Annotated in this window: 26 protein-coding genes, 2 tRNA genes and 3 rRNA genes; 16 read left to right on the top strand and 15 right to left on the bottom strand. The window is 43.9% G+C overall.

Annotated features, from left to right (window positions below; translation table 11 throughout):
• Positions 1-101 precede the first annotated feature (101 nt).
• From AC4MC0_RS02385 to orn, 3 genes are all read right to left on the bottom strand, one after another.
• Entirely contained in the window at positions 102-905 is an 804-nt protein-coding gene (locus AC4MC0_RS02385; RefSeq protein ID WP_004983469.1) for an enoyl-ACP reductase FabI, read from the bottom strand.
• Between the two features lie 144 nt (positions 906-1,049).
• Positions 1,050-1,784 carry a Bax inhibitor-1/YccA family protein gene (locus tag AC4MC0_RS02380; protein WP_078390219.1) on the bottom strand — a complete coding sequence of 245 codons (735 nt, stop codon included), beginning with the start codon at positions 1,782-1,784 and terminating at the stop codon, positions 1,050-1,052.
• A 158-nt stretch (positions 1,785-1,942) separates the two neighbouring features.
• Positions 1,943-2,497, bottom strand: coding sequence for an oligoribonuclease (gene orn, locus AC4MC0_RS02375; RefSeq protein WP_004697635.1), 555 nt, complete (start codon positions 2,495-2,497; stop codon positions 1,943-1,945).
• A 124-nt stretch (positions 2,498-2,621) separates the two neighbouring features.
• Here orn and rsgA point away from each other — a divergent pair, with 124 nt between their 5' ends.
• From rsgA to secB, 4 genes are all read left to right on the top strand, one after another.
• Positions 2,622-3,680, top strand: a complete 1,059-nt coding sequence (gene rsgA, locus AC4MC0_RS02370; RefSeq protein ID WP_004983468.1) for a ribosome small subunit-dependent GTPase A — start codon at positions 2,622-2,624, stop codon at positions 3,678-3,680.
• Between the two features lie 97 nt (positions 3,681-3,777).
• The gene (locus tag AC4MC0_RS02365) at positions 3,778-4,185 is read left to right on the top strand and encodes a rhodanese-like domain-containing protein (RefSeq protein WP_004697633.1); all 408 of its coding nucleotides are present in this window, start codon (positions 3,778-3,780) and stop codon (positions 4,183-4,185) included.
• A gap of 19 nt (positions 4,186-4,204) precedes the next feature.
• The gene (gene grxC / locus AC4MC0_RS02360; protein ID WP_004697632.1) at positions 4,205-4,459 is read left to right on the top strand and encodes a glutaredoxin 3; all 255 of its coding nucleotides are present in this window, start codon (positions 4,205-4,207) and stop codon (positions 4,457-4,459) included.
• A gap of 27 nt (positions 4,460-4,486) precedes the next feature.
• A complete protein-coding gene (secB, locus tag AC4MC0_RS02355; protein ID WP_004697631.1) occupies positions 4,487-4,936 on the top strand; it encodes a protein-export chaperone SecB in 450 nt (149 codons plus the stop codon).
• A 60-nt stretch (positions 4,937-4,996) separates the two neighbouring features.
• Here the strand turns inward: secB and AC4MC0_RS02350 are convergent, their stop codons facing one another.
• Both AC4MC0_RS02350 and coaBC read right to left on the bottom strand, forming a co-directional pair.
• Positions 4,997-5,386 (bottom strand): cytochrome b562, encoded by a 390-nt coding sequence (locus AC4MC0_RS02350; RefSeq protein ID WP_114837573.1) that lies wholly within the window; start codon positions 5,384-5,386, stop codon positions 4,997-4,999.
• A 76-nt stretch (positions 5,387-5,462) separates the two neighbouring features.
• On the bottom strand, positions 5,463-6,737 hold the full coding sequence (coaBC, locus tag AC4MC0_RS02345) for a bifunctional phosphopantothenoylcysteine decarboxylase/phosphopantothenate--cysteine ligase CoaBC (RefSeq protein ID WP_336000412.1): 1,275 nt from the start codon (positions 6,735-6,737) through the stop codon (positions 5,463-5,465).
• A 111-nt stretch (positions 6,738-6,848) separates the two neighbouring features.
• On the opposite strand from coaBC, the gene radC reads away from it, so the two are divergent.
• Positions 6,849-7,556, top strand: coding sequence for a RadC family protein (gene radC, locus AC4MC0_RS02340; RefSeq protein WP_336000414.1), 708 nt, complete (start codon positions 6,849-6,851; stop codon positions 7,554-7,556).
• A gap of 59 nt (positions 7,557-7,615) precedes the next feature.
• Positions 7,616-8,527, top strand: a complete 912-nt coding sequence (locus AC4MC0_RS02335) for a bestrophin family protein (protein WP_004983451.1) — start codon at positions 7,616-7,618, stop codon at positions 8,525-8,527.
• A 67-nt stretch (positions 8,528-8,594) separates the two neighbouring features.
• Here AC4MC0_RS02335 and AC4MC0_RS02330 read toward each other — a convergent pair whose 3' ends face one another.
• Positions 8,595-9,446, bottom strand: coding sequence for a PHP domain-containing protein (locus AC4MC0_RS02330; RefSeq protein ID WP_336000417.1), 852 nt, complete (start codon positions 9,444-9,446; stop codon positions 8,595-8,597).
• A 44-nt stretch (positions 9,447-9,490) separates the two neighbouring features.
• Here AC4MC0_RS02330 and AC4MC0_RS02325 point away from each other — a divergent pair, with 44 nt between their 5' ends.
• From AC4MC0_RS02325 to mnmC, 4 genes are read left to right on the top strand one after another with little or no spacing between them, the layout of a single operon-like run.
• The gene (locus AC4MC0_RS02325; protein WP_004983445.1) at positions 9,491-10,105 is read left to right on the top strand and encodes an inner membrane-spanning protein YciB; all 615 of its coding nucleotides are present in this window, start codon (positions 9,491-9,493) and stop codon (positions 10,103-10,105) included.
• 29 nt (positions 10,106-10,134) lie between these two features.
• A complete protein-coding gene (locus tag AC4MC0_RS02320) occupies positions 10,135-10,437 on the top strand; it encodes a YciI family protein (protein WP_004697623.1) in 303 nt (100 codons plus the stop codon).
• 4 nt (positions 10,438-10,441) lie between these two features.
• Positions 10,442-10,945, top strand: coding sequence for an SH3 domain-containing protein (locus tag AC4MC0_RS02315; RefSeq protein ID WP_336000420.1), 504 nt, complete (start codon positions 10,442-10,444; stop codon positions 10,943-10,945).
• Positions 10,946-10,975: 30 nt separating this feature from the next.
• Positions 10,976-12,889, top strand: coding sequence for a bifunctional tRNA (5-methylaminomethyl-2-thiouridine)(34)-methyltransferase MnmC2/FAD-dependent 5-carboxymethylaminomethyl-2-thiouridine(34) oxidoreductase MnmC1 (gene mnmC / locus AC4MC0_RS02310; RefSeq protein ID WP_418655276.1), 1,914 nt, complete (start codon positions 10,976-10,978; stop codon positions 12,887-12,889).
• A gap of 99 nt (positions 12,890-12,988) precedes the next feature.
• Here the strand turns inward: mnmC and AC4MC0_RS02305 are convergent, their stop codons facing one another.
• A complete protein-coding gene (locus AC4MC0_RS02305; protein WP_262469766.1) occupies positions 12,989-13,303 on the bottom strand; it encodes a rhodanese-like domain-containing protein in 315 nt (104 codons plus the stop codon).
• A gap of 91 nt (positions 13,304-13,394) precedes the next feature.
• On the opposite strand from AC4MC0_RS02305, the gene AC4MC0_RS02300 reads away from it, so the two are divergent.
• The 3 genes from AC4MC0_RS02300 (at position 13,395) to AC4MC0_RS02290 (ending at position 15,045) form a co-directional block, all read left to right on the top strand.
• The gene (locus AC4MC0_RS02300) at positions 13,395-13,883 is read left to right on the top strand and encodes a YajQ family cyclic di-GMP-binding protein (RefSeq protein ID WP_004697619.1); all 489 of its coding nucleotides are present in this window, start codon (positions 13,395-13,397) and stop codon (positions 13,881-13,883) included.
• Between the two features lie 28 nt (positions 13,884-13,911).
• The gene (locus AC4MC0_RS02295) at positions 13,912-14,412 is read left to right on the top strand and encodes a DUF4442 domain-containing protein (protein ID WP_262469765.1); all 501 of its coding nucleotides are present in this window, start codon (positions 13,912-13,914) and stop codon (positions 14,410-14,412) included.
• A 189-nt stretch (positions 14,413-14,601) separates the two neighbouring features.
• Positions 14,602-15,045 carry a nuclear transport factor 2 family protein gene (locus tag AC4MC0_RS02290; RefSeq protein WP_418655277.1) on the top strand — a complete coding sequence of 148 codons (444 nt, stop codon included), beginning with the start codon at positions 14,602-14,604 and terminating at the stop codon, positions 15,043-15,045.
• Between the two features lie 75 nt (positions 15,046-15,120).
• Here the strand turns inward: AC4MC0_RS02290 and AC4MC0_RS02285 are convergent, their stop codons facing one another.
• Genes AC4MC0_RS02285 through AC4MC0_RS02275 form a run of 3 tightly spaced genes read right to left on the bottom strand, consistent with a single transcriptional unit; the run spans position 15,121 to position 16,889 of the window.
• The gene (locus AC4MC0_RS02285) at positions 15,121-15,543 is read right to left on the bottom strand and encodes an acyl-CoA thioesterase (protein WP_010327557.1); all 423 of its coding nucleotides are present in this window, start codon (positions 15,541-15,543) and stop codon (positions 15,121-15,123) included.
• 17 nt (positions 15,544-15,560) lie between these two features.
• Positions 15,561-15,992, bottom strand: a complete 432-nt coding sequence (gene trxC / locus AC4MC0_RS02280) for a thioredoxin TrxC (protein ID WP_201952554.1) — start codon at positions 15,990-15,992, stop codon at positions 15,561-15,563.
• Positions 15,993-16,889 (bottom strand): alpha/beta hydrolase, encoded by an 897-nt coding sequence (locus AC4MC0_RS02275; RefSeq protein ID WP_010327559.1) that lies wholly within the window; start codon positions 16,887-16,889, stop codon positions 15,993-15,995. It abuts the gene before it with no gap.
• Positions 16,890-17,013: 124 nt separating this feature from the next.
• Between AC4MC0_RS02275 and AC4MC0_RS02270 the strand changes: the two genes are divergently transcribed.
• The 3 genes from AC4MC0_RS02270 to AC4MC0_RS02260 all read left to right on the top strand — a co-directional run bounded on the left by AC4MC0_RS02270 (position 17,014) and on the right by AC4MC0_RS02260 (position 19,354).
• Positions 17,014-17,349, top strand: coding sequence for a protein tyrosine phosphatase family protein (locus AC4MC0_RS02270; RefSeq protein WP_131230625.1), 336 nt, complete (start codon positions 17,014-17,016; stop codon positions 17,347-17,349).
• Positions 17,342-17,767, top strand: a complete 426-nt coding sequence (locus tag AC4MC0_RS02265) for a protein tyrosine phosphatase family protein (RefSeq protein ID WP_262469764.1) — start codon at positions 17,342-17,344, stop codon at positions 17,765-17,767. The genes AC4MC0_RS02270 and AC4MC0_RS02265 overlap by 8 nt, the downstream gene beginning before the upstream one ends.
• 210 nt (positions 17,768-17,977) lie before the next feature.
• A complete protein-coding gene (locus tag AC4MC0_RS02260; protein WP_125274946.1) occupies positions 17,978-19,354 on the top strand; it encodes a dihydrolipoyl dehydrogenase in 1,377 nt (458 codons plus the stop codon).
• A 581-nt stretch (positions 19,355-19,935) separates the two neighbouring features.
• On the opposite strand, the gene rrf is transcribed toward AC4MC0_RS02260, so the two are convergent.
• The 5 genes from rrf to AC4MC0_RS02235 all read right to left on the bottom strand — a co-directional run bounded on the left by rrf (position 19,936) and on the right by AC4MC0_RS02235 (position 25,374).
• Positions 19,936-20,050 (bottom strand): 5S ribosomal RNA (gene rrf, locus AC4MC0_RS02255).
• 175 nt (positions 20,051-20,225) lie between these two features.
• A 23S ribosomal RNA gene (locus AC4MC0_RS02250) occupies positions 20,226-23,119 on the bottom strand.
• Positions 23,120-23,554: 435 nt separating this feature from the next.
• Positions 23,555-23,630, bottom strand: a tRNA-Ala gene (locus AC4MC0_RS02245).
• Positions 23,631-23,698: 68 nt separating this feature from the next.
• Positions 23,699-23,775: transfer RNA gene (locus tag AC4MC0_RS02240), tRNA-Ile, on the bottom strand.
• 61 nt (positions 23,776-23,836) lie between these two features.
• Positions 23,837-25,374 (bottom strand): 16S ribosomal RNA (locus AC4MC0_RS02235).
• Together the 16S, 23S and 5S rRNA genes with 2 tRNA genes alongside form the textbook arrangement of a ribosomal RNA operon.
• Positions 25,375-25,465: the final 91 nt, after the last annotated feature.

Below are 25,465 nucleotides of genomic sequence, written 5' to 3'. Positions count from 1 at the left end.
CAAAACAGCAGCAAATATGAACGTTATATTTCAAAATCTCAAAATCTCAAAAACAAAGCCGCTATAACAACGGCTTTATCATATAACATGAATCAGTCTAATTACTCATCGAGCATCAAGTCTGGACTCATTCCTACAGTATTGAAACCTGCATCGACATACATGATTTCACCCGTAATACCATTTGCCCAAGGTGAGCAAAGGAATAATGCAGCATTACCCACATCTTCAATGGTCACATTACGTTTAAGTGGTGAAATTTTTTCGTTTACGTCTAACATTTTGCGGAACGATTTAATACCTGATGCCGCCAAAGTACGGATTGGGCCTGCTGAAATCGCATTCACACGAATCCCTTCTGCACCCAAGCTAGAAGCCAAGTAACGTACGCCCGCTTCTAGCGACGCCTTCGCCATACCCATCACGTTGTAGTTTGGCATCACACGCTCAGAACCTTGGTAAGTCAAGGTCAACAAGCAACCTTGACGAACTAAAAGTAATGGCTTCGCAGCACGCGCCATAGCAATAAAGCTATATGCACTGATGTCATGTGCCACTTTAAAACCATCACGATCAGTTACATCGGTAAAGTCACCATCCAATGTATGCGCAGGCGCAAAACCAATCGAATGCACCACACCGTCTAAACCATCCCAATGTTTTGCCAATTCAACAAAAGTTTGTTCAATTTCAGCATCGACAGCCACATCACATGGTAGAACAATCGTTGAGCCAAATTGTGCTGCAAATTCATCTACACGTTTTTTCAGTTTTTCATTTGGATAGGTAAACGCAAGTTCCGCGCCTTCACGGTGAAGTGCTTGAGCAATACCAAATGCGATTGATAATTTACTTGCAATACCTGCTACTAAAAAACGCTTTCCAGCCAATAGTCCTTGTGCCATGTGACTCTCACTCAAAATAATTTATCTGCATAATGCCAAGTTTAAGTTGAAACCGAAATTGCATAATGCGCCTTTTTTCAATTCATCAACATTCAATAACAAATACGCCCCGATGAAGGGGCGTATTTGTTAAAACCGTGGAACTTAGTCGTCACCACGCAGCATGCTGAGTAGACGCAGGAATGAATAGTACATCCACACCAGAGTCGCTAGTAGTGCAATACCACACAGCCACTCCATCGCTTTAGGAGCGTGTTGTGCCGCAGCACTTTCAATCAAATCAAAATCTAGAATTAAATTCAGTGATGCAATCACTGCAATAAAAGCGGCAAAACCTAGACCTAATAAGTTATTTTCAAATAAAAATGGAATGCTTGAACCAAAAGCCAAACGCATAACCATCTGCACCACAAACACAATCGCGATGGCAATCGATGCTGACATCACTACCGATTTGAATTTTTCAGTGGCACGAATAATTTGAAAACGATACAAACCAAACATTACTAAAGTGGTGACAAAAGTTGCCAACAATGCTTGTAAAGGTACACCCGGATATTTCAATTGGAAAATAACCGACACCCCACCTAAAAAAGCACCTTCAAACAAGGCATATGGAATGGCAAGGGTACGTGCGGTATTTGGTTTAAAAGTTGCAATTAGGCCTAAAATTAGACCACCAATCGCACCGACTAAGGTTGCAGCATAGGCTAGCGAAATATTTAAGGTCATGAAACAGTATAAAAACAGTGCCATACCGACCACAGCCGCAATGACTGTAAGTAATACAGACTTCTGAATAGCACCTTGAACAGTCATCGGTTGACTATAGTCAGCATGTGTTTCCACGCGGTTCAAAATAGGGTTATTACTTTGCATAACTCAACTCTTTGTTATAATTTAATTAATTTACTTTATCATAAAGCTTGTTTTAAACTTGTATAGCAAAAAAGTGTTTCTTTTTTCTACACAAACACCCTCAGCTCTATTTTATTCGATTTCAATAAAAAAGAGGCTAACGCCTCTTTCTTTACCACTTATTTATTCATAATAAAAAAGTATTCACGATAATACTTCAGTTCCGCAATCGAATCACGAATGTCATCCATCGCTAAGTGTGAAGCATTCTTTTTCAAGCCACTCATAATTTCTGGACGCCAGCGTTTAGCCAACTCTTTTACCGAAGACACATCTAAATTACGATAATGGAAATATTGTTCCATTTCAGGCATTAAACGGTGTAAAAAACGGCGGTCTTGGCAGATTGAATTGCCACACATTGGTGAGCTTTTTGGATTGACCCATTTCTTTAGAAATTCTAAAGTTTGCTGCTCAGCATCTTGCGCAGTCAATTTACTGCGACGTACACGTTCAATTAAGCCGGATTGACCATGTTGGCGAGTGTTCCACTCATCCATTGCATTCAGCACACGGTCTGGCTGATGTACAGCAAGCACAGGCCCTTCAGCTAAAATATTTAAGTTATCATCCGTCACAATTGTAGCAACTTCAATAATTTGGTCATTATCAGTATCGAGACCTGTCATTTCAAGGTCAATCCAAATCAAACGCGTATCAGCGGTGCTGCTCATAAATGTGCAATCTTATTCGGCTTAAAAACGATGATAGTAGCAAATTAATTGCTTCGATGCTGTAACTGATACCCTGCTTCGTGCTATTTTTGCCATCTTGAATTCATGGTTTTTTAGGATATGAATGGCTTTAATTCGTAAACGTCGTTTAACTGAACAGCAACAACGTCGCATTCAGAAACAACAGCAAACACGTCAAGAAGATATCGACACTTCAAATGATTTAGAAGGCTTGGTGGTACAACACTACGGCCGTCAGCTTGAAGTGCAAGCCCTTACGACTCCAGATCCACATCCCATCAAACCGACAGTACAAGCAGGTGAGCCTGAACCGTTTTGGAAACCGATTGAACTGGGCAGCATTTGGCGCTGTCACACACGTACCAACCTCGAACTACTGGTCACAGGTGATCGTGTCAAATGGCAAGCCGACCCAAATACGGGGCTGGGTATCATCAATGCCATACAGCCACGTCAGTCACTACTGACTCGTCCAGACCGTTATCACAAAGTGAAGCCTGTCGCGGCCAATATCAGCCTGATTGTGATTGTGTTTGCGCCACTGCCTGAGCCTGCACCAGGTCTAATTGACCGTTATTTGGTGGCCTGTGCCGATGCCAACATTCCAGCACTTTTAGTGCTGAACAAAACCGATTTGCTCAAAGACAATGACCCGATTTTAGCGTTGATTGCGGAATATCAAGCCTTAGGCTATGAAGTGATGCAAACACAAGCCGATGGTGATTTAACAGCACTGACTCAGCGTTTAAAAAATGAAACTGTGGCTTTTGTTGGCCAATCTGGCGTTGGTAAAAGCACGCTGATTAATGCCATCGTGCCAGACGCTGCACAGAAAACCAATGTGATTTCTGAAAACTCAGCCCTAGGGCAGCACACCACGACCTCTACCCGTTTGATTGGTTTTGGCGAAGGCGCTTCGCTGATTGACTCACCAGGAATTCGTGAGTTTGGTTTATGGCACTTAGATGCGGACAAAGTACAACGTGGCTTTCCTGAAATTGAAAACTTGTTGGGCTACTGTCAGTTCCGTAACTGCACCCATAAACATGAAAAACAATGCGCTTTACGCTTAGCTGCGGCAAATGGTGAAATTTTAACGCGCCGTTTAGACAGCTATTTACGTCTAATTGATGAAATTGCTGAAGCTCAGCAAAAAAATTAATTTTTATTCAACCTTAGCCCTTGAAGCGGTGATTTTGATCACCATATTTTATGAGCTATACTCTCTAGCAATTTTTGAATTGTAATTTAGGTGACTTGTGGAACGTTGGTTCGAGTTTATGGGGAATCACCCCTTCTTATTTGGAACACTTGCGGTATTGGTTGTTTTGTTTTTCGTACTTGAAGGACAACGCAATGGTCGCAAAATTTCACCACAATCTTTAGGCATTTTAGTGAAAGCTAAAAATGCCATGTTGATTGACTTACGTGATGCCAAAGATTTCCGTGAAGGTCATATCAGTGGAAGTCGCAACATTCCCTACAGCCAAATTACAAAACATGCTGAAGAGTTAAAAGCTGCAGATCGTCCACTCGTCTTCATCTGTAATTTAGGCCAAGTGGCAGGTACTGCTTTACAACAAGTTGCACATACTGACAGCTATCGTTTAGATGGCGGGATTAGCAACTGGAAGGCTCAAGGCTTACCACTGGTTAAAGCTAAATAATTTGCACAAGGAGAAACTCATGGCTCAAGTCACTATTTACTCAACGACTGTATGTCCATATTGCGTTCGCGCAAAGCAGCTCCTTGAGCGTAAAGGCGTTGAATATAAAGAAATTAATTTATCTAAAGAAGCGCCAGAAGTCCGCATTGAATTGATGCAACGCACCAATCACCGTACGGTTCCACAAATTTTTATTGATGACCAATTTATTGGTGGCTTTGATCAACTTTATGCTTTAGAGCGTGAAGGCAAACTCGACCAACTATTGGCATAATTAGCTCAGCATATTAAGGATTAGAAAATGAGTGAAGCTCAACCACAACTTGCTTTAGAACGTATTTACACAAAAGATATTTCTTTTGAAGTCCCTGGGGCGCAAGTTTTTACCAAAGAGTGGCAACCAGAGTTGAACATCAACTTGTCATCTTCTGCTGAAAAAGTTGATCCAACTCACTACGAAGTTTCACTTAAAGTGGTTGTACAAGCAAACAATGCAGGCGACACGGCATTTATTGTCGATGTTACTCAAGCGGGTATTTTCCTTGTAGATGGTGTTGAAGAAGAACGTCTTCCTTACATCTTAGGTGCATATTGCCCGAACATCTTGTTCCCGTTCCTTCGTGAAGCGGTGAATGATATGGTTACTAAAGGCAGTTTCCCACAATTGTTACTCACACCAATTAACTTTGATGCTGAGTTCGAAGCAAATATGCAGCGTGCTCAAGCAGCTGCTGTTGAAGGTCAAGCTTAAAACTTTAAGCCCTTCAAACATAAAAAAGACCGCTTTTGCGGTCTTTTTTATTGTACTGAATTATTTAAATGCTTTATGGCCTTGCTGCTTAATAGCCTCAAACTTGGTTGAACTTTGTTTGGCTTCCGCAAGTTTCCCAGCATGTACCAAATGTTGAGCATGTTCAATTTCTTGGGTTAATGCATCAAACTTTTGTTCATATTGTTTCACTTTAACACTGTCTTTTGGTTGTTTCACCAAACTGTCAGGTTTGTTTTGCTTGGCAGTTGCCGCAGCTTTTTGCATTTCAGTTAATGCGGTATTCGCCTCTGTGGCAGTCTTGGCTTGAGCAAAAGCTTTTGAATTCTTCGCCAAAGATTTCATCGCACCTTCTAGCACTTCCGACGCTTGTGCAAGTCCTGCCAAACATAAACCACTGCTCAACAGCACAACCTTTAATAATGTTTTCATTCTTATTCCTATGAGTTTGCAAAAAAATGCAGCCTAAGGCTGCATTGAATATCGCAAAAATGAAGACCGATGTAAATTAAAAATCATCATCACTTTCAGGGTCTCGATGTAAAGCATCATGAATCGCTTCAACCAACTGCAAAGCAATTTCTTGTTTCGACGCTTTTTCCAAATCGCGCTTTTCCATTTTATAGCTTTCTGCAAAAAAGACCGTCATCGCATTTTCATCAGAAGCAAAACCAATATCAGGACGTGACACATCATTACAGGCAATCATATCGAGCTTTTTCGCCACCAATTTACCTGCGGCATATTCCTCGACATTGCGTGTTTCTGCTGCAAAACCCACCATGAATGGGCGTTTATCTTGCTGTGCAATGGTCGCCACAATATCAGGGTTTTTGATTAAAGAAACATTGAGCTCGTCCCCTGCTTTCTTAATCTTATGCTCTGCAACTTCTGCGACACGATAATCAGCAACAGCGGCTGTCGCGATAAACACATCACAGCCTTCATCTAACATTTGCATGCTGGTATCCAGCATTTTCATGGCAGATGAAACATTGATTCGGCGTACACCGTTCGGTGTGTCTAAGCTGACAGGACCTGCAATTAAAGTCACTTTGGCTCCTGCCGCATAACATGCAGCAGCAATGGCAAAGCCCATTTTCCCAGTACTGTGGTTGGAAATATAACGCACAGGATCAATCGCTTCACGCGTTGGCCCGGCAGTAATGGTTACTTTTTTACCCGCCAACATCCCAAATTTTTCAGCCATGGCACGCTGCGCTTTATGGAAGTATTCTGTCACTTGATGTGCCAAATCCTCAGGCTCAGGCATACGGCCTAACCCGACATCACCACAAGCTTGCGCACCCGCATCTGGCATGATTACATGCACGCCATCTTCCACCAAAGTCGCTAAATTACGCTGCGTCGCTTTTGCTGCCCACATTTGTTGGTTCATGGCTGGTGCGACCCATACAGGGGCTTTGGTGGCTAAATATAAAGTAGAAAGCAGGTCATCGGCTAAACCCGCAGCAAACTTTGCAATGGTGTTGCAACTGGCAGGCGCAACCAAGAGTAAGTCTGCCCAACGTGCCAGCTCAATGTGGCCCATGCCCGCTTCGACTTCAGGGTTGAGAAGTTCTGTATGGACGGGGTTGCCCGACAAAGCTTGAAAAGTTAGCGGCGTAATAAAAGCCTGTGCACCTTCGGTCATCACCACACGGACTTGAAAACCCGCATCTTTTAAACGGCGGACCAAAATGGCACTTTTATAGGCAGCAATACCGCCCGTAACAGCTAAAAGGATATTTTTATTTGGAATTACACTGAGATCAAAGCTCACGAACAGGCTACCTTTCTGTTGCAGTGGCGCTCACAATAGCATTAAATAGTCTCGTACCCAATCATCGATTGGGCCCTGTTTCTCAGATTAAGAATAAAAAAGTATTAAATAATGCACTTATCCATAAAAAAATGGCCCGAACAAGAGCGGCCACGTGAACGCTTATTACAACAAGGACCAGCCAGCCTCTCCGATGCAGAACTGCTGGCTATTTTCATCCGCTCGGGTTCAACACAACATTCTGCAGTCGAATTGGCACGTCTTTTGTTGCAACATTTTGGTAGTCTGAATGCGGTTTTTGATGCTGAACTGCCCGAGCTCAGCCAATTTCACGGCATTGGCCCGACCAAGTATTCACAATTAATGGCCGTCAAAGAATTGGGGCGACGCTACAGTAGCCAGCAGCTCAAGCAACACAAGTTGGAACTCAATCATTCAGCTCAACTGCTCAAATTTTTACAGTATGAGTTTTCAGGCGAAAACCAAGAAGTCTTTGCGGTGCTCTGCTTGGATGCACATTTAAGAAAAATAAACTTTAAAAAATTGTTCTTTGGAGCAGTGAATTCTTGTGAAATATCGATCAATCAGTTGCTCCGTTACTGTATTGCTCAACACGCCACTTTCATGGTGATTGCCCATAATCATCCACTTGGGAAAGCTCAGCCCTCCACAGCGGACATCGAACTGACCGAGCGCATTCTTCAAGCCAGTCAGCTCGTGGATATTCAACTGATTGATCATTTCATTTTATCACCCGAAGGTGCTTTTTCTTTTGCTGAACACGGCCTGATCCAATCCGTTAAATATGCAGACAAATGATTGACAAATACCGCGACAAATATGAAGATCAAGCAAAATTTTAAAAGAATTCTAATCACATGATTGTGCGTGATCAGCCAAGTATTTTTAAGGTGCTTTTTTCATGGCGTGGCACCATTCTTCCCAAAGTTTTACCCCCTTTGGGTGTGGTCATGTTGGTCTCTGCCATTATTGGCATTTTGTCCTATGTCGGCTATTTCCACTTCCCTGAACTGCCCTTGGTCGGCTTCACCCTCATTGGGGTGGTACTTTCTATTTTCCTCGGCTTTAAAAATAGTGCCTGCTATGACCGTTGGTGGGAAGCGCGAAAGTTATGGGGCATTTTAATTGCTAACTCGCGTCACTTTGACCGTGACTGTCGTATCTTGACCCAAGGTCGTCGTGAACGTGTAATTCAACATGTGATTGTCTTTGCCAATGTCTTACGTGACCGTTTACGCCATCAAACAGCCAATCCAACAGAACTGGTAGAAACTAGTGGCCTAAGTCAAAACGCACTGACTCAGCTATATCAACAAGCCAATGCCCCGCAGTACACGCTCAGTTTGATTCAGTGGGAATTAATGCAGGCATTAAAAGAAGGTGAAATTAGTGACATTGTGTATGCACAGCTGAATCAGCATGTTGCTGACTTGAGTGTGGTGCAAACTGGTTGTGACCGTATTGCGACAACGCCGCTACCTTTTGCCTACTCGGTATTACTCAATCGTACGGTGTATTTTTTCTGTCTCATTTTACCGTTTAGCTTAGGCTCAACTTTGGGTATTTTCACCCCACTATTGGTTGGTGTATTGGCCTATACTTTCTTAGGACTCGATGCGTTAAGTTCGGAAATTGAAGAGCCTTTCGGAACGCAAAGTAATGACTTGCCGCTGGACTCGATGGTGCGTACCATCGAAATTGAACTGCTTGGGACTTTAGGTAAACCGACCCCTCCACCCATTCAAGCACAAGACAATAACTTACTCTAATTGAACTCACGCTGACCTTCTCTTAGACTATATAGCTCTTGGAGAAGGTAGGAATGGTCAAAAATCTTTAGACAAAACTTTCCCAAATCCCCACTTGCCCGTCTTTAACTCTGGGAATATTGCCCAACTTAATCCACGGCATATTGTCACCATGAAAGTCACTCCCGACCGATACTTTTAAACCATGCTCGGCAATCATTCGGTCCACCATTTGACGGGTAGATGTCGGTTCGACATTGGGCGGCAATTCAACTGCATCTCCACCAAACTGCGCAAATATTTCAATCAGATAACGAATGTTCGTAGCAGATAAGTCATACCGTGTCGGATGCGCCAATACGGCAAAACCACCACTGGCATGAATCACTTGAATGGTTTCTTCTAAACCCAGCCCATCAAATTTCACGTAGGCTTTCTTACCTTCCTTAATATATTTATCAAATGCTTGTTGCGCACGACTCACATACTTTTTTTCAACCAAGGTCTTGGCAATATGCGTTCGAGTCACACGGTCAGGCATCTGTTCAACTTTCGCTAAAACATCGAGATAAATATCTTCACCAATCAATGGAATCAACAAATCACAGATTTGCTTAGCACGTCGCGCACGGATTTGTTTTTGCTGTTCAAGGCATTTTTGCAGTGGTTCTAAGTCTTGCATATTCAATGCAACCACATGCACACCATAGTTTTTCTGGGTTGAGGGTCTCGACCACTGACTCGAAATTTCTACCCCCGAAATAATACGCATCGCATGCGACTTTGCAGCCGACTCTGCCAACGCAAGACCATCCATGGTGTCATGGTCTGTCAAAGCCAAGGTGTGGATGCCTTTTTCCGCGGCAGCATCAACCAATTGCTTCGGTGTGAAAGTACCATCAGAAATATTGCTGTGAGTATGTAAATCTACGCCTTCCATCACTTATACTAGCTATTTATTTGAACAGATTTAGATACTCTAACATGAAAGCACTTTTAGACTTTGTGCCGCTGATAATTTTCTTTTATTTATATAAAACTGTAGACCCTAAAAATACTGATCACCCATTGCTCCAATTGATTGGTTCTGCTGGGGGTGTCGATAATAATAATATTCTTGTAGCGACCACAGGTTTGATTATTTCGATGCTAGTAGTTTACGGCGCACTGTTCTTCATGCAAAAGTTCCGTTTAGACAAACAACAGTGGATTGTATTGTTTATGACGGTTATTTTCGGCGGTGTCACCTTAATGCTGTCGGATGATTTTTACATCAAACTCAAAGCGGCCTTACTGAATATTATTTTCTCAGGCGCTTTCTTACTTTCTCCTTATTTTGGCAAAGAACGCAAACCGCTGATCAAACGCTTATTCGGCCCAATCTTCAATTTAACCGACGCAGGTTGGAAAAATTTAAACTTTGCATGGGCTGCTATGTTTGCCCTAATGTCTTTTTTACACGTATTTTTCGCATTTTTATTTATGGACGGAAAATATTGGGGAGAATTCACGGCTTTTGGTGACATGATCGTGATGTTTTCCTTTATCATTATTCAGTTTATTGTATTGCGTAAATACTTTAAATCTTCTGAAGAGTAATTTAGCCAGAATATACATCGAGAACTCATATGCCGCTATTCGTCGTCACATGTACCGATCAAGAAGGTACAGTCGAAAAACGTCTTGCTACACGTCCAGAACATCTTGCTCGTTTACAAAAGCTCAATGATGAAGGTCGTTTAATTGTTGCAGGAGCGATGCCGAAAGATCCAAGTAATCCGCAAGCAGGCTTTTACGGTAGTACGATCATTGTTGATTTTGACTCACGTGAAGCACTCGATGTCTGGTTACAGGAAGAGCCATTCTTAAAAGCAGGGGTTTATCGTCAGATTGATGTTAAACCATTTAATAAAGCATTCCCTCAAGGATAAGGTCATGCGCGTTGTTGTCACAAGCTTATTGGGCTTATCTCTTCTTTCTTCTATGGCGTGGGCCGTTGAAACCGCTCCTGTCCCGAGTGTAGCCTCTGCTGTACCAGCAACGACTGCCGCACCTGTTCTGGTGCAAGGCAGTACGATTCAACCGAAAATCATTCCTGCAGTGGCCACAGTTAGCCCAACAGGTCAACCGCAAGAAGCCAAACCACTCACCGCTGAACAACTTGCTAAGAACAAAGCATTGCAAGATGCAAAAGTCAAAGCACTGGTCAAAGACCAAGCTTCACGTCTTGCACAATTGGAAAAAGCTAATCTTGATGCTTTAGCGCAAAACCAAGAGCTACAACTCAAAAATGACAGCCTCGGTGTACAAGTGCAAGTCTTACAAAGCGAACGCAGTGCGCAAATGTTCCTCTACGGCGCAGCGACCATCGCTGTTGGTGTATTACTAGGTTTCTTAATTGCCAGTTACGTTTATACCAAACGTCGTCGTCAGTGGTAAGCTAAGCCCTATTGAAAACAATAGGGTGCTGTGGTTGTGTCGCGTGCAATTCAAACTGCCGATTTAGAGTGGCAACAGATTGATGGCATAGATGTGCCAGTCTCAAAACAATTTGGCGATGTCTATTTTTCCAAAGACAATGGTCTACTCGAAACTCGCCATGTGTTTTTAAATGGCAATGATTTACCTGAGCGTCTGTCCAATCTTCAGCCCTTTGAATATTTTAGTGTTGGTGAAACAGGCTTTGGCACAGGGCTCAACATCTTGGCGCTTTGGCAACTTTGGCAACAGGTTCGCCCAAATAACCACAGCCACCTTCATGCCATTTCAGTTGAAAAATTTCCGCTGTCTAAAACGGATCTGATACGTGCACTCAATGTCTGGCCTGACCTCAAACCGATCGCCAATCAACTGATCGCACAGTACCCGCACCCAATTGCGGGTTGTCATCGCCTGAGCTTCCCTGAGGAACGTTTTAGCCTTGACCTTTGGTTAGGCGATGCCCACGATGTTTTCCCCAGTATGGCAAAAACCAGTAGCGTTAACGCATGGTTCCTCGATGGTTTCGCGCCTGCCTGTAACCCAGACATATGGGAAGAGCAAGTGCTGAATCACATCGTTCGCTTATCTGGTATTGGAACGACATTTTCTTCGTTTAGTGTCGCAGGCGTGCTCAAACGTGGTTTAACACAGCATGGTATTTCTATTTCACGTCCGCGCGGCTATAGGCATAAACGCGAAATGCTCAAAGCCATCTGGTTAGCTGCTGAGCCTGAAAACATATCAAACGCTGTCGATACCAAATCAATTTTGAATCAAAATCAACCTGATCAAGTACTACACGCTTTTAAGCAACGCCAAATTGCTATCATTGGCGCAGGGATTGCAGGTTTAACTAGCGCATGGGCCTTTGCTGAGCGCGGACACCAAGTCACGCTCTACGACCAATCTGAGCCACTTGCAGGAGGTTCAGGCAATCCGCTCGCCTTACTCAACCCCAAACTTTGTCCGATTGAACAAAGTCATGAACATTTAATGACTTTGGCTTGGCAACATGCTTTACAGCACTATCCCAAGTTTCAGGCTTTTCGCCCCATTCAAGTACATCAACTGGCGCTGAAAAAAGCCGAAGACTTACTCGATCTCGAACAACAATATCCTGCGGGTCTTCTGACAACCGAAACCACTGCTGATTCTGCGTTAATCACTGAATATCCAAGTCTGAATCTAACTGAAGCCGGCGCTGTCTCACCACATCAACTCAAAGATCAAATCTTAGCACATCCGCTCATTCAGTTCGTACAAGCCAACATTACTCAAATCCATCCAGAGCACAATGAACTTTTTAATGCACAAGCCCAATCTCTAGGTCAGTTTGATCACGTGATTGTCTGTTGTGCACGCCACACGGCTGCTTTCTTTGAGCAGTATCCTGTACTGAAACCCATTCGCGGACAAGTCAGTTGGGTGGGGAACACTGCACAACCTTTAACCCTCAATCAAGCTTATAGCTATGGCGGCTATTGTATGCAGCTTGATGCTCAACAGCTCATCTTAGGTGCATCCTTCTATCCAAATCGGGACGACAGCGATGTTTTGCTTGAAGACCATGTGCATAACTACGAGCTTATCCACAGCGTCTTTCCACATTATGCACAATCGCTTCCTGATGTGACGACTTGGCAAGGCCGTGCATCTGTTCGCGCGCAAAGTCTGGACTATTTTCCAGTCCTTGGAAAAATGTCTGAACAGACTGAAATTTATAGCTTTGCGGGCTTGGGCTCTAAAGGCTTTTTGTTTGCGCCTTTATGTAGTGAAATTTTAGCAGCGCAGATACTGAAAGAGGCCTGTCCCGTTCCTGAGTCACTGTTACAGAAGCTCAGTCCGACCCGATTCCATAAAAAGCTCAAAGCCAAAAAGCCTTATTTTAAAGCGCAGTCTTAGTTCTGCTTATGACTTAAGTGCAGCGAATGGCGTTATAGAGAAAAAATCACATTTCCAAGACATTAAAAAAGCGCCTTACGGCGCTTTTTTTGCTTCTGCTTAATTACTTTGTTCTAAGGCTAAACCAGCAGCACGAGCAGCACGGGTACCACCCATTAAAATCACATACTCACGCGCACTGTCAAAACCTTCGAGTAACTCTGCAGCACGTGGCGCTTTACTACCGCCACCACATAAAATGTAAATCGGTTGATCCGTCGACACTTGAGTAAGGCTTTGTGCTGAAAGTTCTGTGATTGGCTGATTAATCGCCCCTTTCACGTGTGCTTCAGCATAAGCACTTGAATCGCGTACATCCCAGATGATCGCATCCTCTGGGAACTCAAATGTTGTAATTTCTTGTTTACGGATCATTGCGCACTCCTTTGATGTAAACAACACTTGGCAAATGAAGAAAACATCCCTAGCATCTCAGATATTCTTTCCATTTGTAAAGGTTTAATCCATGCCATCTTTTGATATTGTTTCAGAATTAGAAATTTTTGAAGTAAATCATGCTGTTCAGAACACCCAAAAGGAAATCGCAACCCGTTTCGACTTCCGTGGTCAGGACGTTTCAATTGAACTCAATGAAAAAAACAAAGAAATCAAAATCTCAACTGAAAGTGATTTCCAGTGTGAACAAGTGTATACCATGTTAGAGAACCATTTCTTTAAGCGTAAAGTCGATATTCAAGCGCTTGATCCACAAAAAATGACTGCTTCAGGTAAAAATGTACTTCAAGTGGTGAAATTAAAAGATGGACTTGACTCAGATACCGCAAAAAAAATTAACAAGGCCATTAAAGAAAGCGGCATTAAAGTGCAATCTTCAATTCAAGGTGACAAAATTCGTGTGACTGATAAAAAGCGCGATACATTACAGCAAGTAATGACCTTTTTAAAAGAACAACAATTTGGTCTGCCTTTACAATTCAATAACTTTAAAGACTAATACTCTTGTTTGATCATTTGAGGTAACTATGCCAAAGGCCAATCGCTTATCAAAACTTGTAAAAACCACGTCACGCTTGCCGAAAGCATTGCGTACGCGATTATGGAGTCAAGCTTTTGGTCGCATAGTTCCCATGGTCGGCAGTGCCAATATTCGTTATTTGCAAGTCAGTCACAGCGAAGTCGTGGTCAAAATCGAAAATCACCGTGCCATGCAAAACCATATTGGTCAACTGCATGCCTGTGCTATGGCCTTAATTGCTGAAACGGCAACCGGTTTTGTAACAGGGATGAATGTACCTGATCATTGCATCGTTCTGATTAAAAGCATTCACGTTGACTTTAAACGTCCAAGTAAAGGTGCCATGACAGCGACAGCCACCTTAACACCAGAACAGCAACAGTTGATGCAAACCACCGCTAAAGGTGAAACTTTAGTTTCTGTGACAGTGATGGATGAGTCTGGTGAAGCACCCGTTCAATGTGAAATGTTATGGGCGTGGCTCGACAAGGCATCATTAAAAAAGTAAAAATGTAAATATAACTTACTGTTTGGTAAGTATAAAATTTACAACAATACGCTAAAGCTACGACTAAAACTTACTATATCTGTGCTTCGACTCAGCTCAAAATCATGCTACATAACATGAATATTTGAGCTGACCTGATGAAAAAAGACTAATTTTAGCGACTGCCTTATTTTCTTTGGGGCTGGTGGCCTGCCAACAGCACAACCAGCCAACTCATCGGTTTCAACAACGCCGAGTCATCATTCTACCTCTGCCCTGACTGAACAAAATAAAAAAATTGTAGTGGACTTTTATGAAGGCGTTTTTAGCAAGCATCAGGTTCAAACCTATTCTGACCGCTATATTGATACACAATACATTCAGCATAATCCCTATGTTGCAGACGGCAAAACACCTTTTGTAAACTGCTTCACCCAATACTTTAAAGAACATCCAGATGCAAAAAACACCATCAAGCATGTCGTAGCCGAAGGTGATTTGGTGGTGTTCCATGTACATTCCACTCAAAATGCACAAGATGGTGGTGAAGCCGTTGTCTATATTTTCCGCATCGAACAAGGCAAAATTGTAGAACATTGGGATGTGATACAAAGCATTCCCGCGGAGTCCGCCAACCGCAATACTATGTTTTAATCCATCGGAATGTATGGAATAACAATAAAAAAGCCAGTGATTACACTGGCTTTTTTTTGCAGACCAATTCAAGCTTTAGTTAGATTGGCTTGCAAGAAACTTTTCTTTAACATCCGCTGGAATCTGACGTTTATTGCCTTTGACATCAACAGCAACAAAGGTAAATACACCTTCAGTCACACGTACAGGTGGACGTGAACTGTCATGGCTATCCCACACTTCAATTTCCATCTGAATAGACGTATTGCCTACTTTTAAAATTTTAGTATAACAACTAATCACGTCCCCGACTTTGACAGGGACCAAGAACGTCATCTGATTAATTGAAATCGTTGCACAACGCCCTTTACTAAAGCGTTCTGCGTGAATTGCGCCGGCCAAATCCATTTGTGACACAATCCAACCACCAAACACATCTCCACTCCAGTTGGTATCAGCTGGCATTGCAATCGTTTGAAGAGATAGCATCCCTTCTGGTTTCACATGAATCTCTGACACGTTGACTCCAATTTTCGTTATGACTGGGCTTGCAACTGTTGATCTAACCATTGTTGCAATTGTGGCGCACGGAGCGCGCCGCTTATTCTAGCAATTTCAGTAGTTTTATTCATTAAAACTAAGGTTGGAATACTTCGCACATTAAAGGCACTACTTAATCGTGGAGATTCTTCGGTATTAATTTTGGCAAAAATCACTTGTGGATTTTGTTTCGCCACTTCAGCAAAGTGCGGAGCCATCATTTTACATGGACCACACCACTCTGCCCATAAATCAATAAATACAGGCAAATCGCTATGGCTAATGAACTGGCTAAAATTCTGCTCATTCAATTCAATCGGTGCCGCAGGTAAAAGCGCTGCGTGGCATTGACCACAACTCGGATTAGCATTCAGCTTCTCTTCAGGGACACGATTTTTTGCCATACAGGTCGGACAGACGATAATCATTTAGTTGACTCCAATATGTTGATGTAAGAATTCTAATTGGGTCGAAATGGCTTTTTCAAACCAACTGGCATGATAAATATCAAAATGCTGCATCTCCCATTCATGATATTGAACAAAAGGGGCAATATTGGTAGCTGCTTCACGACTGGATTCAATCGGAATTAAACTATCATGCTTGGCGGCAATGAAAAGTACAGGAATATTAATTTGTCTGACATTTTGAATCGGACGATAACGAATTAAATTAAAAAATAATCGGGCAGGTATCTCACCACTCCAATAATAATCAGGATTAATAATCGAACGATAACCCAAATACGCATCTTGCGTCGGTAAAAAACATAACTCTCGTGGATTAACCACAGGTAAAGTGGTCGGGGACATCCCCACTTTCCCCCCCATATAATCTTGGCTGGACAGCTTTAACGCTTTCGGGAGTTGCTGTAACGGGTAAAGCTTGGCACTTTCAGCACCATCGACAAAAGGCACTTGCGCCATCACCGCCTGAACATTTTTGAACTCTGCAGCAATATCGAGTACATATCCACCACTGAGTGCCGTCCCCCACAGCACGATCCGTCGACTATCGATCGACTTACGTTCTTTGAGGTGGTTAATCATGGTGCGCCAGTCTTCGAGCTGCTTTTTAATCGACACCAGCTCTCTTGGGCGCCCCGTACTCCCGCCCCAATAACGGTAGTCAAATAACACGACTGCATAACCCGCTTGTGCAAAACGCTGCGCAAATTGGATCAGTTTGAATTGGCGCAGCCCAGCCAAGCCATGGGCCATCACAATCACTGCTGGTTTTTCTTCGGTTTTCGGACGATAGAAATCCGCAGCAATGACCTCTTGGCCACTTTTGACATATAGCGGTTCAACGGTATAGGCGTGCATACCTGCTCCATTGCGTTATTTTATGGTTGTAATCGCTTATAAATATTTCAACAGCATAGGCTGAACTTTCAGCTTAATGCTATCATAAAGCATATCTTGATTAGTTTAATTTTGGAGTGACAGCATGAGCGAAAATGTAGGCTTTACAGGTCAAATTGGCCCAGAACATTTGGTTCAAGTGGTTGAAAAAGGGTTTAAATCTGTGATCAATAACCGCCCAGATATGGAAGGTGGCCCAGAACAACCGACCAGCGCTCAAATTGAAGAAGCAGCACGTGTTGCAGGGCTCGATTATGTCTATCAACCTGTCGTTGCAGGGCAAATCACAGAAATGGATGTACGCACTTTTGCCAATCATTTCAATGAGCTACCAAAACCTGTTTTAATGTTCTGTCGTACAGGCAATCGCTCAAACAACTTATACCAACTAGCGAAGCAAATGGACCTGTTAGATGACTAAACGGTTGTTTAAAAGTGTCATCTGCACTGCTCTGATTTTAACGAGCAGTGCATTGTGCGCGGCAACGAATAACCTGAGTCAAGCACTCAGCCCGCAGCTCAGCGTTTCAGGGGAAATGACCCAAGACAAGTTTCAACAGTTGATGAAACAAGGCTTTAAGTCGGTCATAGTCAATCGACCAGATCAAGAACAAGGTAATACCGTTCGCGTTGATCAACTGCGTAATATTGCGGAACAGTCCAAAGTCAGCGTAATTTACCAACCGGTTACCAGCAGTAAAATTTCTGAAACAGATGTGGTCGAATTTGCTAAATATTATAATGAATTGCCCAAGCCTATTTTAATGGTCTGTAAGAGTGGTGCTCGCTCTAGTCTGCTGTTCAATCAGGCAAAACAACGAGGATTACTCCATGAATAAACTGTTGCTGCTTTTACTCTGCTGTACCTTAATGACAGCATGTAGCTCAATGAATGTCCGTCCTACCGTTGGGGTAAGCGTTGGCACTGGCTTATAAGTCAAATGAAAGTGAATACGGCATCTAGTGCCGTTTTTTTTACAAAATATAATCATCTACAGCCCTGAATATGTTAACTATAGAGTATGTCTCGCTTAGATAAACGTTTGCTTATGTATGATCTGATTATTATTGGGGCTGGAACTGCGGGTATCGCAGCCTACCAACAAGCCGTGAAGTCCACACAAAATCTATTAATCATTAATGATGGGCCATGGGACACCACTTGTGCACGTGTCGGCTGCATGCCGTCAAAAGTGCTAATTTCTACAGCAAATCGCATGCATGATATTCAACATGCGGATCGTGTGGGATTGCAAGTAGAGTCAAAAATAGACCGCAGTCAGGTCATGCAACACGTACAAAAACTCCGTGATCGCTTTACTCATAGTACCCTTAAAACCGTAGAGAGCTGGCCTGAGTCCCATAAAATTCAGGGCCGTGCTCGCTTTCTCGATTCAAAAACAGTCGAAGTTAATGGGCAACACTACCAAGCCAAAAGCTTTATTTTAGCTGTAGGCTCCACCCCTAGCTTTGACCCAGCATGGAAGGATGAACTTGGTGATCGACTCATCACCTCCGATCAAATCTTTGAACTCAATGCTTTACCCAAATCTTTAGCGGTGATTGGGAGCGGCGTCATCGCGATTGAACTTGCGCAAGCCATGCAACGACTTGGCGTCAATACCACAGTCTTTGCACGTAGTCGTAAAGTCGGCGTTCTGACCAGTCCTAAATTGCAGCAGTTGGCACAAACAGAAATTAGCGCTGAACTTGAGATCAAATTTGAGGTTTTACCCACAGAAGTAAATTATACAAACGATCAAGTCGAACTTAGTTTTACTGAAAATGGTCAGCCTAAAACACTTAACATCGATTATTTACTGGTCGCTACTGGACGAAGCAGCCTTTTAAATACCCTTCAACTCGAAAATATCGACACCTCATTCACAGACTTAAAACATTTACCTGTTGATCCTGAGACCAAACAACTCGCCGACTATCCGATTTTTATCATTGGCGATGCACATACCGAAACTCCATTACAACATGAAGCCGCTCACGAAGGTAAGGTCTCAGTCAAAAATGCATTGAACTTTCCCACTATAGAATCATGTAAGACCCTAACGCCCTTAGGCATCGTTTTTAGTAGCCCAGAAATGGCAATGGTTGGACAAAACTTTAAGCAACTACAAAGTGCACCTATCGATTTTGTCATCGGCGAAGTATCTTATGCTAAACAAGGACGTGCATTGGTTCTGGGTAAGAACCATGGAGCCATTGAGGTCTATGTGGATAACACCAGCCGAAAACTAATTGGTGCTGAATTACTCACAGAGTCTACTGAACATTTGGCCCATTTACTGGCATGGATGATTGCAGAACAACTGACCGTCGATGAAATTTTAGAAAAACCGTTTTATCACCCGACCCTTGAAGAAGGTTTAAGAACGGCATTAAAACATGCACGCCGGCAGCTTAATACCTAAGCTGCGAAATTCATGATTCATATTCTTTTAATAAGGTTTTCTGTGTGCAATTAAACGATTTCATCAACGCTGTGTAGCAAGCTATAAACTATTCGCTGCATACGTTGATTTAATTACAAGACACACGCTTAATAGATTTTCGGTAAAGTTCTTATTTTAGTGCGTAACTTAACGAATCTAAAACATATTAATACCCGTAATAAACCATGTGTTGTAATACATAAGTCAGTAATTCCCGATCCATTTTCGCTTCAGCAATAGCTATTCCCTTCAAATAATTGCTTAATTAGCGAATAATTTCACCATATTCTTGCTTTTGTTTAGGGGATAAAGATTACCACTATAGAAAGCATACCAACAAAACAGGTTAAAGCACATCAAGAAAACTTAAAAGATGCTCTATAACCTCTTTTAAATAAGACATAAAAACCAGAAAATGCTGGCTTTTTACCATTTATGCCCTTATAGATAAGCTATTTCACTCGTTCTCTATCTCTTTTTTTATTATCTAACATTATTCAACCTTCCTTGCATAAAAAAATCCCCCTCAGCGATTAGCGGAGGGGGATTTAGAATTAATGAGCTGGCGATGACTTACTCTCACATGGATAACTCCACACTACCATCAGCGCTAAGAGGTTTCACTTCTGAGTTCGGGAAGGGATCAGGTGGTTCACTCTTGCTATTGTCGCCAGCACAACTGTTTATGACTATTCGTTGGGTCTAACCTCAGAGCAGTGCTCTTCGTGCCTAACTTTCATCAAATGAGTTATTAACAGGTATATTTGAGTTGGATATTTTATCTAGCTTTATAACTAAATCAAGTTGTTTGCAGTGATTTGAACCACAACACCAACTGTTTGGGTGTTGTATAGTCAAGCCTCACGAGCAATTAGTATTGGTCAGCTTCACATATCACTATGCTTCCACATCCAACCTATCAACGTCGTAGTCTTCAACGGCTCTTTAGAGGACATAAAGTCCTAGGGAAATCTTATCTTGAGGTAGGCTTCCCGCTTAGATGCTTTCAGCGGTTATCCCTTCCGAACATAGCTACCCGGCGATGCGACTGGCGTCACAACCGGTACACCAGAGGTTCGTCCACTCTGGTCCTCTCGTACTAGGAGCAGATCCTCTCAAATTTCCAACGCCCACGGTAGATAGGGACCGAACTGTCTCACGACGTTCTAAACCCAGCTCGCGTACCTCTTTAAATGGCGAACAGCCATACCCTTGGGACCTGCTTCAGCCCCAGGATGAGATGAGCCGACATCGAGGTGCCAAACACCGCCGTCGATATGAACTCTTGGGCGGTATCAGCCTGTTATCCCCAGAGTACCTTTTATCCGTTGAGCGATGGCCCTTCCATACAGAACCACCGGATCACTAAGACCTACTTTCGTACCTGCTCGACTTGTGGGTCTCGCAGTTAAGCGCGCTTTTGCCTTTATACTCTACGCGTGATTTCCGACCACGCTGAGCGCACCTTCGTACTCCTCCGTTACTCTTTAGGAGGAGACCGCCCCAGTCAAACTACCCACCAGACATGGTCCTCGTCCCGGATAACGGGACAGAGTTAGAACCTCAATATTACCAGGGTGGTATTTCAAGATTGGCTCCACCGAAACTAGCGTCTCGGTTTCAAAGCCTCCCACCTATCCTACACAAGTAAGATCAAAGTTCAATGTCAAGCTGCAGTAAAGGTTCACGGGGTCTTTCCGTCTAGCCGCGGGTACACCGCATCTTCACGGCGAATTCGATTTCACTGAGTCTCTGCTGGAGACAGCGCCCCCATCATTATGCCATTCGTGCAGGTCGGAACTTACCCGACAAGGAATTTCGCTACCTTAGGACCGTTATAGTTACGGCCGCCGTTTACTGGGGCTTCGATCAAGAGCTTCGCTTACGCTAACCCCATCAATTAACCTTCCAGCACCGGGCAGGCATCACACCCTATACGTCCACTTTCGTGTTTGCAGAGTGCTATGTTTTTAATAAACAGTTGCAGGGGCCTGGTTTCTGTGGCTGCCAATAGCTCAAGGAGTAAATCCTATCACCGTCGGCAGCGTACCTTCTCCCGAAGTTACGGTACCATTTTGCCTAGTTCCTTCAGCAGAGTTCTCTCAAGCGCTTTGGTCTACTCGACCTGACCACCTGTGTCGGTTTCGGGTACGATTCCTATGTAACTGAAGCTTAGAGACTTTTCCTGGAAGCATGGTATCAGCCACTTCACTGTACAAGTACAGCTTGCTATCAGTTCTCAGCATAGAGTACCCCGGATTTGCCTAAGATACATGCCTACAACCTTCCACCTGGACAACCAACGCCAGGCTGACTTAACCTTCTCCGTCCTCTCATCGCATTACATAGAAGTATTGGAATATTAACCAATTTCCCATCGACTACGCCTCTCGGCCTCGCCTTAGGGGTCGACTCACCCAGCCCCGATTAACGTTGGACTGGAACCCTTGGTCTTTCAGCGTGCGAGTTTTTCACTCGCATTGTCGTTACTCACGTCAGCATTCGCACTTCTGATACCTCCAGCATACTTCTCAATACACCTTCATCGGCTTACAGAACGCTCCCCTACCACTTGCAATAAATTGCAAATCCGCAGCTTCGGCATATAGTTTTAGCCCCGTTACATCTTCCGCGCAGGCCGACTCGACTAGTGAGCTATTACGCTTTCTTTAAAGGGTGGCTGCTTCTAAGCCAACCTCCTAGCTGTCTATGCCTTCCCACATCGTTTCCCACTTAACTATAATTTTGGGGCCTTAGCTGGCGGTCTGGATTGTTTTCCTCTTGACTACGGACGTTAGCACCCGCAGTCTGTCTCCCGGATAGTACTCATTGGTATTCGGAGTTTGCATCGGTTTGGTAAGTCGGGATGACCCCCTAGCCGAAACAGTGCTCTACCCCCAATGGTATTCGTCCGAGGCGCTACCTAAATAGCTTTCGGGGAGAACCAGCTATCACCGAGTTTGATTAGCCTTTCACCCCTATCCACAAGTCATCCCCTGGCTTTTCAACGACAGTGGGTTCGGTCCTCCAGTTAGTGTTACCCAACCTTCAACCTGCTCATGGATAGATCACCCGGTTTCGGGTCTACACCCAGCAACTAAACGCCCTATTAAGACTCGATTTCTCTACGGCTCCCCTATGCGGTTAACCTTGCTACTGAATGTAAGTCGCTGACCCATTATACAAAAGGTACGCAGTCACCGAACAAGTCGGCTCCCACTGCTTGTATGCATGCGGTTTCAGGATCTATTTCACTCCCCTCACAGGGGTTCTTTTCGCCTTTCCCTCACGGTACTGGTTCACTATCGGTCAGTCAGGAGTATTTAGCCTTGGAGGATGGTCCCCCCATATTCAGACAAGGTTTCACGTGCCCCGCCCTACTCGACATCATCATATCAGCCCTTTCGTGTACAGGACTATCACCCACTATGGTTGCACTTCCCAGAGCATTCCACTAAAACTGATATGACTTAATGGGCTTTTCCCCGTTCGCTCGCCGCTACTGAGGGAATCTCAATTGATTTCTTTTCCTAAGGGTACTGAGATGTTTCACTTCCCCTCGTTCGCCTCGTATGACTATGTATTCATCATACGATACCTGCCTTATGACAGGTGGGTTTCCCCATTCAGAAATCTCCGGATCACAGGATATTTGCCGCCTCCCCGGAGCTTATCGCAGGCTATTACGTCTTTCATCGCCTCTGACTGCCAAGGCATCCACCACATGCACTTAATTACTTGACTATACAACCCCAAACAGTCGTTAATCCCTACAAGTAGGATTAAGACAGTCTATGATGATTTCTCATCACTTCCTTACAGTTTGTTGCTCTGTGTACTTAAACACTGTACAGCTTCAATTCAATTCACATACCAAAACGCTTGATTCAGTTAATTTCGCTAGTAACTCATTTCTTCAACCTTCATCAATCAGTAATAAATCACTGTTAATGTCGATCTTAAAAACGAGTATGAACAAATTATTTCAACTCAAATATATTCTGTTAATGATTTTTCCAGCCTTCGTCAGGTCAGGAAACTGTGATAAATCACAGAAGTTAATAAGTTATCTACTTACTAATTTCTGTAATCCAACCTATCTGCGCGAAGCATAGCTTCTTGCTTAAATTTCAAGGAAAAGCCTTAAAGCAGTGCTTTAAGTTTTCTTGTCTTGAAATTTGGTGGAGACTAGGAGAGTCGAACTCCTGACCTCCTGCGTGCAAAGCAGGCGCTCTACCAACTAAGCTAAGTCCCCAGCTTATCAATAAGTCAATGTCTCTGTTTTTCTGTATTCAGCATTTAATAATGCTTGTTAGTCAGATTTGGTGGGTCTGACAAGACTTGAACTTGTGACCCCACGCTTATCAAGCGTGTGCTCTAACCAACTGAGCTACAGACCCTCAGATACATCGTCATGAAGAACAACTTGTTGTGGATTCTTACCAATCGTCAATCTTTCGTTAAGGAGGTGATCCAGCCGCAGGTTCCCCTACGGCTACCTTGTTACGACTTCACCCCAGTCATCGGCCACACCGTGGTAAGCGTCCTCCTTGCGGTTAGACTACCTACTTCTGGTGCAACAAATTCCCATGGTGTGACGGGCGGTGTGTACAAGGCCCGGGAACGTATTCACCGCGGCATTCTGATCCGCGATTACTAGCGATTCCGACTTCATGGAGTCGAGTTGCAGACTCCAATCCGGACTACGATCGGCTTTTTGAGATTAGCATCCTATCGCTAGGTAGCAACCCTTTGTACCGACCATTGTAGCACGTGTGTAGCCCTGGTCGTAAGGGCCATGATGACTTGACGTCGTCCCCGCCTTCCTCCAGTTTGTCACTGGCAGTATCCTTAAAGTTCCCGGCTTAACCCGCTGGCAAATAAGGAAAAGGGTTGCGCTCGTTGCGGGACTTAACCCAACATCTCACGACACGAGCTGACGACAGCCATGCAGCACCTGTATGTAAGTTCCCGAAGGCACCAATCCATCTCTGGAAAGTTCTTACTATGTCAAGACCAGGTAAGGTTCTTCGCGTTGCATCGAATTAAACCACATGCTCCACCGCTTGTGCGGGCCCCCGTCAATTCATTTGAGTTTTAGTCTTGCGACCGTACTCCCCAGGCGGTCTACTTATCGCGTTAGCTGCGCCACTAAAGCCTCAAAGGCCCCAACGGCTAGTAGACATCGTTTACGGCATGGACTACCAGGGTATCTAATCCTGTTTGCTCCCCATGCTTTCGTACCTCAGCGTCAGTATTAGGCCAGATGGCTGCCTTCGCCATCGGTATTCCTCCAGATCTCTACGCATTTCACCGCTACACCTGGAATTCTACCATCCTCTCCCATACTCTAGCTTCCCAGTATCGAATGCAATTCCTAAGTTAAGCTCAGGGATTTCACATCCGACTTAAGAAGCCGCCTACGCACGCTTTACGCCCAGTAAATCCGATTAACGCTCGCACCCTCTGTATTACCGCGGCTGCTGGCACAGAGTTAGCCGGTGCTTATTCTGCGAGTAACGTCCACTATCCTAGAGTATTAATCTAAGTAGCCTCCTCCTCGCTTAAAGTGCTTTACAACCAAAAGGCCTTCTTCACACACGCGGCATGGCTGGATCAGGCTTTCGCCCATTGTCCAATATTCCCCACTGCTGCCTCCCGTAGGAGTCTGGGCCGTGTCTCAGTCCCAGTGTGGCGGATCATCCTCTCAGACCCGCTACAGATCGTCGCCTTGGTAGGCCTTTACCCCACCAACTAGCTAATCTGACTTAGGCTCATCTATTAGCGCAAGGTCCGAAGATCCCCTGCTTTCCCCCGTAGGGCGTATGCGGTATTAGCATTCCTTTCGGAATGTTGTCCCCCACTAATAGGCAGATTCCTAAGCATTACTCACCCGTCCGCCGCTAGGTCAGGTAGCAAGCTACCTTTCCCCGCTCGACTTGCATGTGTTAAGCCTGCCGCCAGCGTTCAATCTGAGCCATGATCAAACTCTTCAGTTAAAAATCATTAGTAGCTTATGGCTACAAATCTTGGCTCATCAATTTTCTGACAAATATTTCTCAAATAAACTTCGAGTAATTTTTACCATTC

It is taken from the genome of Acinetobacter sp. CAU_H_S139_7 (genome assembly GCF_058599305.1).
This window is presented reverse-complemented; position numbering and strand designations above follow the sequence as displayed.